Genomic DNA, 16,372 nt, shown 5'->3' on the forward strand with positions numbered 1-16,372 from the left:
TATCGAACGCGGCTGGGCGGCGGGCTCGCGGAAGTCAGTCGACGAGGGGAATGCCGGGCATCCCGGCGTCGGCGGCCAGCCGCAGCTGCGCCGAAGCCCGCAGCCAGCGGCGATGCGCCCGCTCCGGATCGGGAGAGATGAAGTTGCTCACCAGGATTCCGCGCAGCGTATCCATGGCCGTGTAGGCGAAATCGCGAACGCTCTTGCGATAGAGCTCGTTCGGCACCAGCTGGGCGACCGCCAGCAGTACAGCGTTGTTGACGAACGGCTCGACCTTCTCGACCTCGGCGGCCAGCATCCGGTCGGTCCGGCTGGCCACCCACAATTCGACGGCGGCGATGAACAGCGGGCCCTGATGCAGCTCCCACATGAATTCCAGTGCGGTGCCCAGCGGATCACCGCCCGCGCGCATCCGATTGATCTCCTGCATGGCCGCCTCGGTGCGGCGCTGCGCCAGATGGCTGACCGCGGCCACCACGAGATCGGTCTTCGAACCGAAATGATGCACCTGCGCGCCGCGGGTCACGCCCGCGCGCTCGGCCACCCGCGGCGTGGTGGTGCCGGCGTAACCGAATTCGACGAGGCATTCGATGGTGGCGTCCAGCAGGCGCGTGCGCGTCTCGCTGCTGCGCTGCTCCTGGGTGCGGCGCGGCTGTTTGGAGACGGCGGAGCTGGTCATGCCAGGATCTTACACTTACATACACCCGTGTATGTTCACGCCCGCCGATCAGCGGGAGGCGCGGGCCAGCACGGTGGTGCCGGCGAACAGCAGGGTGCCCAGCACGGCGAGGCCCGCGCCGACCGCGGCCGGGGCGGTGTAGCCCATGCCGGCCGCGATCACCAGACCGCCCAGCCACGCCCCGGAGGCATTCGCGATATTGAGGGCGGCGTGATTGAGGGCGGCGGCCAGGGTCTGCGCATCGTGAGCCACATCCATCAGGCGGGTCTGCAGGGCGGGGGCCAGGGAGGCGCCGGACGCCCCGACCAGGAACGCGCCGATCGCGGCGGTGTACGGATTGTGCGCCGCCGCAACGAATCCCGCGAGAATGACCAGCATGCTCAGCATCGAGACGAAGATGGCGCGATCCACGCCGCGGTCGGCCAGCACGCCGCCGAGGATATTGCCCGCCACCATGCCGAGACCGAAGAGCATGAGCACCAGCGGCACCAGGGCGACCGGCAATCCGGCCACATCGGTGAGAGTGGTGGTGATGTAGGTGTAGACGGCGAACATGCCGCCGAACCCGACCGCGCCGACCAGCAGCGTCAGCAGGACCTGCGGGCGGCGCAGCGCCGTCAATTCGGTTCGCGGATCGGTCATTCGGACGCCGTGCAGCTCCGGCACGAAACGGGAGATGGCGACCACCGTGGCGGCCCCGATCACCGCGACCACGACGAAGGCGTCCCGCCAGCCGAGATGCTGACCCAGCCAGGTCGCGGCGGGAACGCCGACAACATTGGCGGCGCTCAGCCCGAGCATAACGGCCGCAACCGCTTTGGCCCGCTGCCCCACCGGCGCCAGCGACGCCGCCGCCAGCGACGCCACCCCGAAATACGCCCCGTGCGGCAGTCCGGACACGAACCGCGCCACCGTCAACGTCGCGAAATTCGGCGCGACCACGCTCGCGGCATTGCCCAGAGCGAAAGCGGCCATCAGCACCATCAGCAATCGCTTCCGCGGCACCCGCGCACACAGCGCGGCGATAACCGGAGCCCCGATCACCACCCCCAGCGCATACGCCGAAACAATATGCCCCGCAGCCGGTTCGGACACCCGCATGGACCCCGCGATATCCGGCAGCAACCCCATGGTGACGAATTCGGTAGTCCCGATCCCGAACCCGCCCAGCGCCAACGCCAACATCGCGGGCACATGCCAGCTGGTACGACCCGCCACCCCACCCGGCTCCGATCCCCTTACGCCGGCCGTGGTCGCAGTACTGACAGCAGAAGCGAATTCAGGCACAACCAAGCGCAACACACCCGCGAACCCCCGCGATACCACCCACCCCGGTGATTTCACTCACCGCCCAACCCGCCCCGAGGCCCACACCACTCCCCCGCCCCGAACCCAGACGGGCGCTCGGGTGGCAGCATCGACTTCGACTCCACCGCCGCGTGGGCCGCCACAGACAAGGTTCCCGACACCTGCCGACTCTGCGGCGGCCGAAATCCGCTGGAGCACTGCCTGATTCCACGCTCTCCAGCCTCCCGGAGCTCCCCTGGGCGACAGCACCCATTGCCGCGCCGCGGCCCACCCCTCGCAGGCCGCGGCGAGACGACTCATGGTCTCGGTTCGATCGTGACCGTTTCATGATCGAACGCCGCATGGCCGGCGGGGCGTGTGGTGGCGCGCGGGGCTACGGGGCCGGAAACAGTTCGGGCACCCGCTCTCCCACCCGGTTCAGGTGGGGGCAGGTGCCCGTGTGGCGCGGTGGATGGTTCTGGCCGGGACTGTGGTCCCGGCCCCATCTTCACCGCTTCGCGCTGTTCACGTTCGTCGGCGCGGTAATCCAACTCTCGGAACCCTCAGGGAACGCCCTTCCCAGCGGGGTTTCAGGGGCTTGCCCCTGAGATCCCCAAGAGTGGGTCGAATCCTCTAGCGCAGTTCGCGCGCGAGGTTGGCGTCGAGGACGCCGAGGAACTCCTCGGTGGTGAGGTAGCCCTGGTCGCCGCCGACCAGCAGGGCGAGGTCCTTGGTCATCTGGCCGGACTCGACCGTCTTGATGACCACATCCTCGAGGGTCTGGGCGAAGCCGATCACCTCGGGGGTGTTGTCCAGCTTGCCGCGGTGGGCCAGGCCACGCGTCCACGCGAAGATCGAGGCGATCGGGTTGGTGGAGGTGGGCTTGCCCTGCTGGTGCTGGCGGTAGTGGCGGGTCACGGTGCCGTGCGCCGCCTCGGCCTCACAGGTGCGGCCGTCCGGGGTCAGCAGTACGGAGGTCATCAGACCCAGCGAGCCGAAGCCCTGCGCCACGGTGTCGGACTGCACGTCGCCGTCGTAGTTCTTGCAGGCCCAGACGTAGCCGCCCTCCCACTTGAGCGCGGAGGCGACCATGTCGTCGATGAGACGGTGCTCGTAGGTGAGCCCGGCGGCGTCGAACTCGTCCTTGAACTCGGTCTCGTAGATCTCCTGGAAGGTGTCCTTGAACATGCCGTCGTAGGCCTTCAGGATGGTGTTCTTCGTCGACATGTACACCGGGTAGTTCTGCTGCAGGCCGTAATTCAGCGAGGCCCGCGCGAAGTCCCGGATGGACTCCTGGAAGTTGTACATGCCCATGATCACGCCGCCGTCCTCCGGCATGCGGACGACCTCGTGCTGGATCGGCTCGGAGCCGTCCTCCGGCGTGAAGGTCAGGGTGACGGTGCCCGCCTGGTGCACCTTGAAATCGGTGGCGCGGTACTGGTCACCGAAGGCGTGACGGCCGATGATGATCGGCTTGGTCCAGCCCGGAACCAGACGCGGAACATTCGAGATGATGATCGGCGCGCGGAAAATGGTGCCGCCGAGGATGTTGCGGATGGTGCCGTTGGGCGACCGCCACATCTTCTTCAGTCCGAATTCCTTGACGCGGGCCTCATCGGGGGTGATCGTCGCGCACTTGACGCCCACGCCGTGCTGCTTGATGGCGTTGGCGGCGTCGATCGTCACCTGATCATCCGTCTTGTCCCGGTATTCGATGCCGAGGTCGTAGTACTCGAGGTTCACATCGAGATACGGATTGATCAGCTTGTCCTTGATGAACTGCCAGATGATCCGGGTCATCTCGTCGCCATCGAGCTCGACGACGGTCCCTTCAACCTTGATCTTGGACATGGATCTTCGTGTCCTCCTAGGAAGGTGGTGCTCCCATTGCACGGCCGGTGAGCACCGCTTGTAGCGGACCCCAGCTGTTCAACAGACAACGTATACGCATGGCGCTCGGCACGGGACCTGTGGTGCCAAGTCCACGTACGCTGTGGCGTCAAGCAAGACAAGCGTACTGCTGCTATCGATCTCACCGCGCGGGCGGCCCCCGCTGTGCGGGAATTCAGTGCGGTTACCGATAAGTAGCTTTTCGGGTGACTTTCCGCACTTCCCAGCATGCGAAAAGCCGAGAGCCACGGCAACCCCCACCCGCGCGCTGCGGAATGTTTGTCGCCGTGGCCCTCGAATATATTCTTCGGCCGCCCCGAGAGGCCGGGCTCAGACGCCCACGTGCACGGTGTGCTCGTCGCCTTCGAGCAGATTCTCCGGCTTGTCCCGAACCATGAACGCCGCGATCGGAATGCAGAGCAGGAAGAAGATCGCACCGATCAGGAACGCCACATCGTAGGAGTGCACCGAGGCCCGCTGCATCACGTGATCGATGGCCCCGTTGTTGCGCACGTACCGCTCGGCGACCTGCACCGAGATGGTGGTCAGCAGCGCGGTGCCGATGGAACCGCCCACCTGCTGCGCGGCATTGAGCAGCGCGCTGGCCACGCCCGAGTCCTCGGCGTCGACCTGATGCAGCGCGGTGGTCTGCATGGACACGAACAGGAAGCCCATGCCCAGCGCGATCAGGATCATGGCCGGCAGCAGCGCGGCGGCATAGCTGTCACCGAACTCCAGCCGCGACAGCCACAGCAGGCCCGCCGCGCCGAGCACCGAACCGGCCAGCATCAGCGGCCGCGGCCCGATCTTGGGCAGCACCGCCGAGGCGATGCCCGCCGACACCACGATCCCGGCCGGGAACGGCAGGAACGCCACACCCGTCTTCAGCGCCGAGTAGTGCTGCACGATCTGCAGGTAGAAGCTCAGGTTGAGGAACATGGCGAACATCGCGATCGGCACCAGCAGCGCGATCAGATACGAGCCGCCGCGGTTGATCTCACCCGGAATGCGCAGCGGCAGCAGCGGATTCGCGGTCCGGCGTTCGATCGCCACGAACGCCGCCAGCAGCGCCACACCCACCACGAACAAGGCCAGCGTGGCGGAGGCGGTCCAGCCGTCGGAGGCCGCGCGGCTGAAGCCGTAGACGATGGAGATCAGGCCGAGGGTGACGGTGATCGCGCCGGGCAGGTCGTAGCCGCCGGTGCGGGGCGTGGGCACGTCCTTGATCACGAAGGCGAACGCGCCGACCAGCGCCAGCAGCGCGACGGGCGTGTTGACCAGCAGCGACCAACGCCAGTTCGCGTATTCGACGAGCGCACCGCCGGCGATCAGGCCGAGCGCCGCGCCGGCCGCGGACACGCCCGCGAACACGCCGAACGCCCGCGCCCGTTCCTTGGCCTCGGTGAAGGTCACCGACACCAGCGACAGCGCGGCCGGGGCCAGCAGCGCGCCGAACGCGCCCTGCAGTGCGCGGCCCGCGAACAGTTCGGCCTGGTTCTGCGCCAGACCGGCCAGCGCGGAGGCGGCCGCGAAGCCGACCAGGCCGACCATGAGAATGCGGCGGCGGCCCAGGTAGTCCGCCAGGCGGCCGCCGAGCAGCAGCAGACCGCCGAAGATCAGGGTGTACGCGGTGAAGATCCACTGCTTGTCGCCGTCGCTGATGTGCAGATCCTGCTGCGCGAACGGCATGGCGATGGTGACGATGGTGGCGTCCAGGACGACCATGAGCTGCGCCATGGCGATCACGGCGAGCGCGAACCAGCGCCTGGAATCTTTTGCGGGACTTGCTTTTTCGTCTGTACCGAGAGCGTCCGTCGCTACGGTCATGAGCTTCTCCTCTTGGAGTTCGAAGACAGCTCCACCATAGTGGCCCCCACCGACAATTGGCGTCAAGGGAAATTTGTCGCACTGCGACAGTTGTCATAATGGGACAGGACGGACCGTTAACGGCTTAGGATGGAGACATGTCGGAGTTGTCAAGTCACATCGGTGTGATCTCGCGTCACCGCCCCGGCGCCCATGAACACCGCCCCGGCCTGCGTGAGCGCAAGAAGCAGCAGACCCGCGACCGGATCATCGACGTCGCCCTGCGGCTGTGCGATGAGCAGGGCTTCGACGCCACCACCGTGGAGCAGATCGCCGACGCCGCCGACGTGTCGCCGCGCACCGTGAACCGGTACTTCGACAGCAAGGAGGCGATCGTCATCGCCCCCATCGAGGGGATGGGTCAGGTCCTCGCCGAGGCCTTGCGCGCGCAGCCCATCACCGGCGACGAATTGCAGGCGTTGCTCGACGCCTTCCTCTCGGTCGTGAACCGGATCATCGAAGCCGATGCGCCGGTGCCCTTTCGGTGGTTCCAGCAAATGCAGCGCATCTCCCGCGACAGTGTCGCGGTGCGCGCGCTCAGCATGGAATCGGCCGACACCAAGACCCGCGCCATGACCACCGTGCTGGCCGAGCGCCTGCGGTTGTCCGAGGATCACCTCACCGTGCGCCTCATCGCCGCCACCTGGCACGGCATCGTGCGGGTGGGCATGGAGTGCGAATTCGACGACGAATCCGAGTTCCCGGACTGCACCACCGCCGCCACCGCACAGGCGCTGGCCGACAGCGTGCTGGCCGCCTTCACCGAATTCCGGCGCGTCTGCTGCGGATCCACTGTGGCGAGCCCCACTTCCGAGAGTGCCGCCGCAGCCCGTTAGAATCTCGAATCAGGTCAAGAGCATCAGCGACAAGGCCCCGGCTTGCTGATCGGCAACCCTCCAGCTGCGGTGGGGTGCTTCCGGGTGCAGACCGGGCGTTCGAAGGCCGAACGCAAGCGCAACCAGGAGGTCTACCGAAATGTGTTGTTGTCGAAGCCCATTCGCCTCTCGATAACGTCAAACTTCCGCCATTCGGCGACCTTGTCTTTGGAGCAGAACCCATGAGTGACTCGACCGCGCCCGCGGCCGTTGCGGCTGACGGCACCCTCGATCCGGCCGATTGGTCCTTCGAGACCAAGCAGATTCACGCCGGCCAGGCGCCCGATGCGGCCACCGGGGCCCGCGCCCTGCCCATCTACCAGACCACCTCCTACGCCTTCCGCGACACCGATCACGCCGCCGCGCTGTTCGGGCTCGCCGAGCCGGGCAATATCTACACCCGGATCATGAACCCCACCCAGGACGCGGTGGAACAGCGCATCGCCGCCCTCGAAGGCGGTGTGGCGGCGCTGCTGCTGGCCTCCGGACAGGCCGCAGAAACCTACGCGATCCTGAATCTGGCGCAGGCCGGCGACCACATCGTGGCCAGCCCGCACCTCTACGGCGGCACCTACAACCTGCTGCACTACTCGCTGCCCAAGCTGGGCATCGAGGTCAGCTTCGTCGCCGATCCCGACGATCTCGAGCAGTGGCGCGCGGCCGTGCGACCCAACACCAAGGCGTTCTACGGTGAGACGGTTGCCAATCCGAGCAGCTCGATCCTCGACATCCCGGGCATCGCCGAGGTCGCGCACGCGGCGGGTGTGCCGCTCATCGTGGACAACACCGTCGCCACCCCGTACCTGATCCAGCCGTTGAAGCTGGGCGCGGACATCGTCGTGCATTCGGCCACCAAGTACCTGGGCGGCCACGGGTCGGCGGTCGCCGGCGTGATCGTGGACGGCGGCGGTTTCGACTGGACGGTGCGCGACGCGGCGGGCGAGTCCCGGTTCCCCGGCTTCACCACGCCCGATCCGAGCTACCACGGCGCGGTCTTCGCCGATCTCGGCGCGCCCGCCTACGCGCTCAAGGCCCGCGTGCAGCTGCTGCGCGATCTGGGCGCGGCGGTCTCGCCGTTCAACGCCTTCCTCATCGCGCAGGGCATCGAGACGCTGAGCCTGCGCGTCGAGCGGCACGTGGCCAACGCGCAGGCGGTCGCGGAGTTCCTCGCCGGGCAGCCGGGCGTCGAGAAGGTGTACTACGCGGGGCTTCCCGACTCCCCGTGGTTCGAGCGTGGCAAACAGCTGGCACCCAAGGGCGTCGGCGCCATCGTGTCCTTCGAACTGGCGGGCGGCGTGGACGCCGGCAAGAAGTTCGTGGAGGCGCTGGTGCTGCACAGCCATGTCGCTAACATCGGGGACGTGCGCTCGCTCGTCATCCACCCGGCCTCCACCACGCACTCCCAGCTGACGCCCGCCGAGCAGTTGGCTTCCGGCGTCACGCCTGGTCTGGTGCGTTTGGCCGTGGGTATCGAGGGCATCGGCGACATCCTGGCGGATCTGCGCGCCGGACTGACGGCGGCGGCAAGTTGACCGTGAACATCGAATCGAGGACGTCCCGTCACGCGGCCGAGCTGTTGCTGCCGCCGCCGGACGGGACGCTCGCGAGCATTGCCATCGGGGACGTCGAGCTCGAATCCGGAGCCGTCATCCCCGATGTCACGCTGGCCGTGCAACGGTGGGGCGAACTGTCGGAGCACGCGGACAACGTGGTGCTCGTCGAGCACGCGCTGACCGGTGATTCGCATGTGGTCGGCCCCGCCGACGTGCACCACAGCCAGCCCGGCTGGTGGGACGGCATCGTCGGCCCCGGCGCCCCGATGGACACCCGCGAATGGTGTGTCATCGCCACCAATGTGCTGGGCGGCTGTAAGGGCAGCACCGGGCCGGCCTCGCTGGCACCGGACGGAAAGCCTTGGGGCGCAAGGTTTCCCGAGATCTCGATTCGCGATCAGGTGACCGCGGAGACCAAGCTGTTCGAGCTGCTCGGCATCGAGCGGCTGGCCGCCGTGGTCGGCGGCTCGATGGGCGGCATGCGGGTGCTGGAGTGGATGGTCGGCAGTCCCGACCGCGTCGGCGCCGCGCTGGTGCTGGCGGTCGGCGCGCGCGCCACCGCCGATCAGATCGGCACCCAGACCACCCAGCAGGCCGCCATCAAGGCCGATCCGAACTGGCAGGGCGGCAACTATCACGGCACCGGGCGCGCGCCCATGGCCGGCATGGGGATCGCCCGGCGCATCGCGCATCTGACCTACCGCACCGAATCCGAGCTGGATCATCGCTTCGAGAACCACGCCCAGGGCGACGAGGACCCCTGGGCGGGTGGGCGCTACGCGGTGCAGAGCTACCTGGAATACCAGGCGGACAAGCTGATCTCGCGTTTCGACCCGGCCACCTATGTGCTGCTCAGCGAGGCCATGAACCGCCACGACGTGGGCCGCGGGCGCGGCGGCGTCGCGGCGGCGCTGGCCTCGACGCCGGTGCCGTGCGTGGTCGGCGGCGTCGACTCCGATCGGCTCTACCCGCTGCGCACCCAGCAGGAGCTGGCCGAGCTGCTGCCCGGGGCCAAGGGGTTGGAGATCATCCACTCCCGAGACGGCCACGACGGTTTCCTCACCGAGTTCGAGGCGGTCGGCAAGCTCGTGGTCGAGACCATGGAGCTGGCGCGCGCCCGGCGGGCGTCCGGGGACTGAACCCGCGGGCGTCCGGGCGCTGCGCTAACGGGCGTCCAGGCACCGCACCGACGGGCGTCCGGGCACTGCACCGGCGGGCTCCAGCGCTGCCCGACCGCTGCAATTACGCTGCCTCATCGGGTGGCGCGTTACCCCAGGTATCGTGCCTGTTTCGCGTGAATTGTCGTGACGCCCTTCCGGTTTCGCGAGGATGACACCTCCGTAACCGGTGCCGCCGAATACGTGTGCTCGAGCCCGCGCGGTCGTAATCTGTCTGACATGACCGCCGCATTCGATGAAATGGATCTCCGCGATCTCGTCGAGCTGCTCTCCGAGGACGAGCAGCGTGAACTCCGCCCGGCCATACTCCGCGTCTTACACCGACTGCCGGACCAGGAAGTGCTCCGCCGGGAACTGGGCCGCCGTATGACCTCGGTCTAGCCCATCCCGTCCAGCCGCCGACCCCGGCGGCATCCCCCGATCACGATTCTCAGCGCCGCGACCCCGGTCGCGGCCCCGACCCCGGCCGTCTACGTGACGCCGAGGCTGTTGATGGTCGCGGCCAGCACAATGATCGCGCCGCTCAACACCGTCAGCCAGGCGACGTCGAACACCTTGCCCCGCACCGCGAGCAGCCCCGCCCGCTCGGTCGGCACAACAAGCCGCAACGCCGCCCCCAGCAGCGCGGCCCCACCGAGCAGAAACGTCCCAAGCCGCCAATGCTCCAACGCCAGAAACACGACGGCCGCCCCCAGCACCGCCACCACCAGCAACATAGGCAAATTGTCCTGAACGGATCCCCCCGCGCGACTGCTACGACTCTCGGATGCGGCATGCGCTGAACTCACCGCACGAGCTTAACCGCCCGTCTGAGATGCTGGACCCCGTGTTCCATCTCGTGTTCTTCGAACCGAACATCCAATTTCACACAACACCGACCACAAGCGCCAGCCTGGGCCAGGCACGATCACGGTTTGGCCAGCCCACGCAGCTCCAACCGGATCTCCCTCCGACAAATGGCCCAAGCACCGCATAAGGCGTGCATCGTCACATCGAACGAACGCTGCGCTCGGAACGGCCACGTCCGAGCAGCCGTGTAAGCGGCAGATGAGTGTGTTTCGGCGTCAGCCCGTCACGGAGAGGTGCTCGCCGTAGAACAGCATCAGCCCCGCGGCCGCCGACAATCCGGCAAGGAGCCAGAAGCGGATGGAGACAGTGGTTTCGGGCCAGCTGCCGAGTTCGAAGTGGTGGTGCATCGGCGCGATTCGGAACAGCCGTCGACCGGTTTTGCGGAACACCACGATCTGCAACAGCACCGAGAGGATCTCGGCGCAGGACAAGGCGCCGATGACCACCGTCAGCAGTTCCGTACGAGTCGTGATCGACAATCCGGCGAGCAGTCCACCCAGAGCGAGAGATCCGGTGTCGCCCATGAAGATCTTCGCCGGAGCCGCGTTCCACCACAGAAAGCCCACGCACGCCGCCGCGGTCGCGGCGCAGATGAGCGCCAGGTCCAGCGGGTCGCGCACGGTGTAGCAGCCGGCGCCGGGGCGAGTGGTGCAGGCGTTGAGGTACTGCCAGAACGTGATCAACACGTAGGCGCCCAGGGTCAGGGCCATGGACCCGGCGGCCAGCCCGTCGAGTCCGTCGGTGATGTTCACGGCGTTCGACCACGCGGCCACCAGGAAACACGCCCACAGCACGAACAGCACAGGCACGCGACAACCAGCTCAGGTCTCGCATGATCGAGATGTGCCGACTGGCCGGGGTCAGCCCGGTGCTATCAGGGAACCGCAAGGCGAGGATGCCGAAAACGATCGCGGCACCGAATTGGCCGACGTATTTGCCCTTCGCAGTGAGACCGAGATTGCGGCGTCTGTACAGCTTGATGAAGTCGTCGAGAAACCCGACCACTCCCATTGCTGTGGCCAATCCGAGCACCAGCAATCCCGAAGCCGTCACGCCCGGCGCGGTCGTAGCGCAACCCGATCAGATGCGACCCCAGATAACCGGCCCACATACCGGCAACGATGGCAATGCCGCCCATCGTGGGCGTGCCACGTTTCGCCTGGTGGCTTGCCGGGCCTTCCGCACGAATCTCCTGACCCATCTTCGCCCGGCTGAAGAAGCGAACCAGCAACGGCGTCAAGGTGATCGACACCACCAGGGCAATCGCTACCGCAAACAGGATCTGACTCATCCGCCCCCGATCCGCTACCGAGCCATGTGGCCCAGCCAATCCGACATGGCACAAGCGTCATGATTGTTAGCGAGGCGTAGGAGGTGGATGCGCGGCCAGTCAGAGACACCCGCCTGTAATCGGCTAGTAAGCACCGCCGAAAGCCGAGCGGCGTTGAGCCCGTTGATCTTCAACGCCATCGCGCTGGCCTGTTCGGTCAGCGCGGTATGCGGCATGTGCGTGCGTCGCCGGATGCGGTAAGCACACCCGGCCGTTGCCGTATCGCCTAAGTCTTTGCTGCTCGATTTCTCGGTGGCGTTGAACGCATAAGTTGCGGACTACTCGGCTCCGGAGCCGGAGTAGTCCGGCGCAGGCGGGTTCGGGGCATCCCTGCAGCGGCCAGCACCACGTTGACCGCCGCACCGGACTTCCACTTCAGGGGCGGAAGGGTGCTCAACTTCGTGTTGGCTGCCGCGGAGAGCATTGCCTGGCCACCCCGCCGCGGCAGGCATCCCGACCGACGGTGCGTGTGGTCGGCGCTAACCCGCTTCGGGTCCGAGGGCTTTGTCGAGGAGCGTTCCCAGCTGGTCGAGTTCGGCGGACGACAGGCTGTGGAAGGACTCTTTCAGGATCGCGTCGACGATCGCTTGGCCCTCGGCGCGCAGTCGCTCGCCCTGCGTTGTAAGCCGGTGGCGGACAGCGCGACCCGGGCCCGGGATGCGCTCGATCAGTCCGCGATCGGCCATCCGGGTGGCCAGCGAGCCGAACGATTGATCGGTCTGGAAGGTCAGCACCGCCAGATCATGCAACGAGGCATCCGGGTTGCGGTGCAGATGACGCAACGTGTCCCACTGCACCAGGGAAAGACCCAGCGGTGCCAGGGCCTGGTTCATGGCGCGGTGGTGGCGGTGTTGCAGCCGCTTGACGGACAGGCCCACCTCGGCCGGGCGATAGGTCATGACGCTCATTCTAACGATCCGAGAAAGTTGCTTATATAAGATTCCTTATATAAGGTTACTTACATCACTGATAGCGCAGAAAGAACGACAATGAGCACTCCCGTTCCGGTCGGCACCCTCCGGCCCGTCATCACCGAAACTCACACCCTCGCAGGTGATCTCGAGATCACCGTCGCCGACCGCGACCGCACCCGGCCCTTCCTGCTGCTGCACGGTGGCGGTGGAGTCCCGACCATGGCCGGATTCGCCGACCTGCTGGCCGAGCGCACCCACTCCCGCGTGCTACTGCCCACCCACCCCGGCTTCTCCGGCACCCCCAAAGCCGCCGGGCTGACCGACGTCACCACCCTGGCCCGCGCCTATGTCGCACTGCTCGACCGCCTCGACCTCGCCGACGTGACCGTGATCGGCAATTCCTTCGGCGGCTGGCTGGCCGCCGAGATCGCCCTGCAGGCCAGCCCGCGAGTCAGCGGCGCGGTGATCATCGACGGGATCGGCATCGAGGTCGAAGGCCACCCGATGACCGATGTGCGCGACATGTCGATCGAGGAGATCCGCGCACTGTCCTGGCACAACCCGAGCAAGGCGCCGGTCGCGCCCGACGGCGGCACCGGCCCGAGCCCGGACGTGCAGGCGCTCATCGGCTACACCGGCCCGACCATGACCGACCCAACCCTGGCCGCACGCCTGGCCGGCATCCAGGTGCCGGTACACGTGCTGTGGGGTGAGAGCGACCGCATGGTCGGCCCGGAGTACGGAAAGGCTTATGCCGCAGCGATTCCCGGCGCGGTCTTCACGCTGCTGCCCCGCACCGGCCATCTGCCGCAGGCCGAGACACCCGAGGAACTGCTCGGCGCGATCCTCGACCTCGAGATCTCGAAGTGAGGACCACGATCATGACCACTCCGCTCACAGTGACCCGCATCGGGCATGCCTGCCAGCTCATCGAACTCGGCGACATCCGGGTACTGACCGATCCGTGGTTCACCGAGACCGCGACCTACCACCCGGGCGAACCGGTCACCGCAACCGTCGCGGGTCTGGGCCGCATCGACGCCCTAGCGATCAGCCACGAGCACTATGACCACTGCGACCTGGACGCACTGATCGCGGGCGGCTTCGACCTCGACACGCCCCTGATCGGCCCGGGCACCGTGACGGCCATCGCGGCCCGCAAAGGATTTCGAGACCTGCGGACCATCGAAGCCTGGGAGTCGACGACCGTCGGCGACCTGCGGGTGACGGCCACGCCCGGCGAGCACGGCGTCCACGAGGTCACCTTCGTACTCCAATCCGGCGGGCGCACCGTGTTTTTCGGCGGCGATTCGCTACGGGTCCCTGAACTCGACACCCTCCCAACCCGTTTCGGGCACTTCGACCTGACGATCCTGCCGACCAACGGCCTATGCGTGCGCCCGGCCGATATGCGCCAGGTCGTCATGGATGCCGAGCAGGCCGCCGCCCTGACCGCCGTATTGCGTCCGACCCTGGCGATCCCGCACCACTACGCCTTCCACAGCGGCCGCCTCGGTGACCGCATGATCACCAAGGCGGACAACGACCCTCGTCACTACGCCGACGCGGTCGCCCGCCTCGCACCGGGCGTCGAGGTCCGCATGGTCCTACCCGGAACGGCGGTGCACATCGCATAACCACCGCCGGCCCGGCCACGGGCGCCTATTACCTGACCGTCGAATCGCCCGAACACACCGCCACCTACACACGGAACCTCCAGATCGACTGAACGTCCCCAGATTGGGCATGAGCGTAGGCCGGAACTCGACCGAGTTCCGGCCTACGCCTGTGTCAGGTCGGCATCTGCCGGGTGTAGACGGACAGCTGAGATCGTTGTCGCTGACGGCCTCGAGCGCGGCGATGAGGACGCCGTCGTAGCGCTCGGTCAGAATCCGCTGCAGCAGAGCACTGCGACAGCGTTGGCTGTCGTCGCGATGCCGGGACGCGGAGAGCCGAACTCCGCCCCCGGAGAGTTCTCCGCGGCGGGGTAGATCGCGGTTCGAGAATGCACGCAACTCGGCTACTCAGGATGTTCAGCCGTGTGGAGGAGCTGTCCGTGCCGCGCCTCGTGTCTCGTTCTGGCGGGTCGCCTGTGTGGGGCAATCGTGAGGAATGAGGACTTCCTCCGACCTGGACGTCTCCTTCGCTAGTGATGATCTCGTGCTACGCCTGGCGTCGCTCGCCTACCTGGCACGGTTCTCCGTCGTCTCGCGAGTTCACACGAGATCAGATCTCCGCCTTTACTTTTCGTGGTGCACCGAGCGGGACTTGCCGCCCCTGGCGGTGACACGTACCGAGGTCGAGCACTACTCGCTGTGGATGCGCGAGACCCGTCACTTCAAACCCGCCACCATCGCCCGCCGACTGGCGGTCGTGGCCGGGTTCTACCGCACCTGTGTGATCGACGGTTTGCTCGAGCACTCACCCGCCGAGTACGTGCGCCGGCCCCGAGTATCGAACGAGTCTCCGACACTGGGACTCTCGCACCTTCAATTTGAAGCCCTGCTCGTCGCGTCCCGCGATTCGGACAACCCGCCGGACTTCGCGCGCTACGACCGCGCCCGCACCAACCTCGACCGCCACCCCAATTACATCCGCGCGGCGTTCATGGCCTCGGCCACATGACATCTCAACATCCTGCATTGCCGAATTCCGGATACCGCGCCAATCGCTACCCACTGCCCGATCCTCATTGACTGGCACATGAGCGAGGGGTTTTGTCCGAATCAGCCTCGCTGGTGTGCCACTCAACGAACGTCCGCTTCTGGCTCTGACCGCGCTGACCGAACCGGCCAGCGCGGGAATCGGAAGATCAACGGGCCGTGCCGATCCGAGCAGTGCCGCGGATCAGTGCGGTGTCTCCATGGACCAAGAAGGTGTCTCCTGAAGTCAAGCCGACTTCACAGTACCCGAGACGATGTGAGGCATCGCACTCCCGGAAGCTCCGGGCCGTATCTACAGGAGGAACGCCCATGTCGGTTGATCAGTCGCCCACCGTGGTCACGGCGCGCTGCTGCCACTGGCCGCGCTGCCCCAGGGCGAGCTGCTCACTCTCAATGTCGACGACCTGCCATTGATCGAGGATTCCCTGGGGCCGGGCGTGTCCACCAAACTGCTGCGGCTGGACATGGAGGCCGGGAAAAGGGTCGTGCTGGCCACTTTCGCTCCGGGGGTGAGTCTGCCGATCCACTATCACACCGGTACCGCCGAGGTGTACACGCTCGCCGGCCGCTGGCGCTACCGCGAGTACCCCGACCAGCCGCAGACCGCGGGCTCCTACCTCTACGAGCCGGGCGGATCGGTGCACACCTTCTACACCCCGGCCGACAACACCGAGGACATCGTGATGCTGATCTTCGTCGCCGGGGCCAACGTCAACTTCACCGACGACGGCCAGTTCCACTCGATCCTCGACGCGGTCTCGATCAAGGCTCAGGCCGACATGTTCGCCGCGCAAGGCGTCGAGGGGCTGCGCTACATCAACGGGTCGGCCACCGTCATCGCCGGGACTGACTAGTCCGAGTCTCCGAAAACCAAATGTTTGTCTCCGGATATCAAGTCCGGCGGCACAGTCGCTCCGCATTATGTAGCTAAAAAGTTGCTTCAATGCGGTTGCAGTTTCGGCCTCCATCGAGATACCGCATCGAAACACATTGGCAGTCCTGAAATTTCACACTCCAGCAGGGCGGGTATCTACTCTCGTGATGAGTTTGCCGCTATCGGCTAGCTCTCGCTGTGCTCTGCGATGTCCCTAACCAGGAGGATGCGGTGGTCAGCAGTTCGAAACCCGGCGTGGCCGGGCGGTAGTGGCGATGGGTCTGGTGGCCGCGCTCGCGGTGGCCGCGGTGGCCTGTTCGAAGAATTCCTCGGAGTCATCGTCGCCGACCAGCTCCTCGGCCGCACCCTCGGCCGGTGATCTGGCGGTGCAGGCCTACGCCTACACCTATCCGC

14 protein-coding genes, 1 pseudogene and 1 riboswitch are annotated in these 16,372 nt (G+C 66.7%); of the genes and pseudogenes, 8 read left to right on the plus strand and 7 right to left on the minus strand.

Going from position 1 to position 16,372, the window contains the following annotated elements; genetic code table 11:
- Positions 1-34 precede the first annotated feature (34 nt).
- The 4 genes from D7D52_RS15790 to D7D52_RS15805 form a co-directional block, all read right to left on the minus strand.
- Positions 35-679, minus strand: coding sequence for a TetR/AcrR family transcriptional regulator (locus D7D52_RS15790; RefSeq protein WP_120737250.1), 645 nt, complete (start codon positions 677-679; stop codon positions 35-37).
- Positions 680-727: 48 nt separating this feature from the next.
- Positions 728-1,864, minus strand: a complete 1,137-nt coding sequence (locus D7D52_RS15795) for an MFS transporter (RefSeq protein ID WP_120744147.1) — start codon at positions 1,862-1,864, stop codon at positions 728-730.
- A gap of 735 nt (positions 1,865-2,599) precedes the next feature.
- Positions 2,600-3,817, minus strand: a complete 1,218-nt coding sequence (locus D7D52_RS15800) for an NADP-dependent isocitrate dehydrogenase (protein ID WP_120737252.1) — start codon at positions 3,815-3,817, stop codon at positions 2,600-2,602.
- Between the two features lie 369 nt (positions 3,818-4,186).
- On the minus strand, positions 4,187-5,683 hold the full coding sequence (locus D7D52_RS15805) for an MFS transporter (protein WP_120737254.1): 1,497 nt from the start codon (positions 5,681-5,683) through the stop codon (positions 4,187-4,189).
- Between the two features lie 137 nt (positions 5,684-5,820).
- On the opposite strand from D7D52_RS15805, the gene D7D52_RS15810 reads away from it, so the two are divergent.
- The 4 genes from D7D52_RS15810 (at position 5,821) to D7D52_RS37765 (ending at position 9,709) form a co-directional block, all read left to right on the plus strand.
- Positions 5,821-6,558, plus strand: coding sequence for a TetR/AcrR family transcriptional regulator (locus tag D7D52_RS15810; RefSeq protein WP_120737256.1), 738 nt, complete (start codon positions 5,821-5,823; stop codon positions 6,556-6,558).
- A gap of 12 nt (positions 6,559-6,570) precedes the next feature.
- Positions 6,571-6,683, plus strand: a riboswitch (SAM riboswitch).
- Positions 6,684-6,779: 96 nt separating this feature from the next.
- Entirely contained in the window at positions 6,780-8,129 is a 1,350-nt protein-coding gene (locus D7D52_RS15815) for a bifunctional o-acetylhomoserine/o-acetylserine sulfhydrylase (protein WP_120737258.1), read from the plus strand.
- Entirely contained in the window at positions 8,126-9,289 is a 1,164-nt protein-coding gene (gene metX / locus D7D52_RS15820) for a homoserine O-acetyltransferase MetX (protein WP_187703160.1), read from the plus strand. Before D7D52_RS15815 ends, metX begins: the two co-directional genes overlap by 4 nt.
- Positions 9,290-9,547: 258 nt before the next feature.
- The gene (locus D7D52_RS37765) at positions 9,548-9,709 is read left to right on the plus strand and encodes a hypothetical protein (RefSeq protein ID WP_162958332.1); all 162 of its coding nucleotides are present in this window, start codon (positions 9,548-9,550) and stop codon (positions 9,707-9,709) included.
- 89 nt (positions 9,710-9,798) lie between these two features.
- On the opposite strand, the gene D7D52_RS15825 is transcribed toward D7D52_RS37765, so the two are convergent.
- From D7D52_RS15825 to D7D52_RS15835, 3 genes and pseudogenes are all read right to left on the minus strand, one after another.
- Positions 9,799-10,044 carry a DUF3017 domain-containing protein gene (locus D7D52_RS15825; protein WP_120737260.1) on the minus strand — a complete coding sequence of 82 codons (246 nt, stop codon included), beginning with the start codon at positions 10,042-10,044 and terminating at the stop codon, positions 9,799-9,801.
- Between the two features lie 348 nt (positions 10,045-10,392).
- A pseudogene (gene mraY / locus D7D52_RS15830) lies at positions 10,393-11,468 on the minus strand (phospho-N-acetylmuramoyl-pentapeptide-transferase).
- A gap of 518 nt (positions 11,469-11,986) precedes the next feature.
- Positions 11,987-12,415 carry a MarR family winged helix-turn-helix transcriptional regulator gene (locus D7D52_RS15835; RefSeq protein ID WP_246023881.1) on the minus strand — a complete coding sequence of 143 codons (429 nt, stop codon included), beginning with the start codon at positions 12,413-12,415 and terminating at the stop codon, positions 11,987-11,989.
- An 81-nt stretch (positions 12,416-12,496) separates the two neighbouring features.
- On the opposite strand from D7D52_RS15835, the gene D7D52_RS15840 reads away from it, so the two are divergent.
- The 4 genes from D7D52_RS15840 (at position 12,497) to D7D52_RS15855 (ending at position 15,938) form a co-directional block, all read left to right on the plus strand.
- Positions 12,497-13,291, plus strand: coding sequence for an alpha/beta fold hydrolase (locus D7D52_RS15840; RefSeq protein ID WP_120737262.1), 795 nt, complete (start codon positions 12,497-12,499; stop codon positions 13,289-13,291).
- 11 nt (positions 13,292-13,302) lie between these two features.
- Positions 13,303-14,058 (plus strand): MBL fold metallo-hydrolase, encoded by a 756-nt coding sequence (locus tag D7D52_RS15845; RefSeq protein WP_120737264.1) that lies wholly within the window; start codon positions 13,303-13,305, stop codon positions 14,056-14,058.
- Between the two features lie 646 nt (positions 14,059-14,704).
- Entirely contained in the window at positions 14,705-15,046 is a 342-nt protein-coding gene (locus tag D7D52_RS15850; protein ID WP_222932833.1) for a site-specific integrase, read from the plus strand.
- Between the two features lie 385 nt (positions 15,047-15,431).
- Entirely contained in the window at positions 15,432-15,938 is a 507-nt protein-coding gene (locus D7D52_RS15855; RefSeq protein ID WP_120737266.1) for a 2,4'-dihydroxyacetophenone dioxygenase family protein, read from the plus strand.
- Positions 15,939-16,372 lie beyond the last annotated feature (434 nt).

Origin of the sequence: Nocardia yunnanensis (assembly GCF_003626895.1) — a bacterium.
Classification (GTDB): Bacteria; Actinomycetota; Actinomycetes; order Mycobacteriales; family Mycobacteriaceae; genus Nocardia; species Nocardia yunnanensis.

Excerpts from the sequence above, each read along its gene's own strand:
- D7D52_RS15790 (WP_120737250.1), bottom strand. The coding sequence starts at position 679 with ATGACCAGCTCCGCCGTCTCCAAACAGCCGCGCCGCACCCAGGAGCAG.
- D7D52_RS15795 (WP_120744147.1), bottom strand. The coding sequence starts at position 1,864 with ATGTTGGCGTTGGCGCTGGGCGGGTTCGGGATCGGGACTACCGAATTC.
- D7D52_RS15800 (WP_120737252.1), bottom strand. The coding sequence starts at position 3,817 with ATGTCCAAGATCAAGGTTGAAGGGACCGTCGTCGAGCTCGATGGCGAC.
- D7D52_RS15805 (WP_120737254.1), bottom strand. The coding sequence starts at position 5,683 with ATGACCGTAGCGACGGACGCTCTCGGTACAGACGAAAAAGCAAGTCCC.
- D7D52_RS15810 (WP_120737256.1), top strand. The coding sequence starts at position 5,821 with ATGTCGGAGTTGTCAAGTCACATCGGTGTGATCTCGCGTCACCGCCCC.
- D7D52_RS15815 (WP_120737258.1), top strand. The coding sequence starts at position 6,780 with ATGAGTGACTCGACCGCGCCCGCGGCCGTTGCGGCTGACGGCACCCTC.
- D7D52_RS37765 (WP_162958332.1), top strand. The coding sequence starts at position 9,548 with ATGACCGCCGCATTCGATGAAATGGATCTCCGCGATCTCGTCGAGCTG.
- D7D52_RS15825 (WP_120737260.1), bottom strand. The coding sequence starts at position 10,044 with ATGTTGCTGGTGGTGGCGGTGCTGGGGGCGGCCGTCGTGTTTCTGGCG.
- D7D52_RS15835 (WP_246023881.1), bottom strand. The coding sequence starts at position 12,415 with ATGAGCGTCATGACCTATCGCCCGGCCGAGGTGGGCCTGTCCGTCAAG.
- D7D52_RS15840 (WP_120737262.1), top strand. The coding sequence starts at position 12,497 with ATGAGCACTCCCGTTCCGGTCGGCACCCTCCGGCCCGTCATCACCGAA.
- D7D52_RS15845 (WP_120737264.1), top strand. The coding sequence starts at position 13,303 with ATGACCACTCCGCTCACAGTGACCCGCATCGGGCATGCCTGCCAGCTC.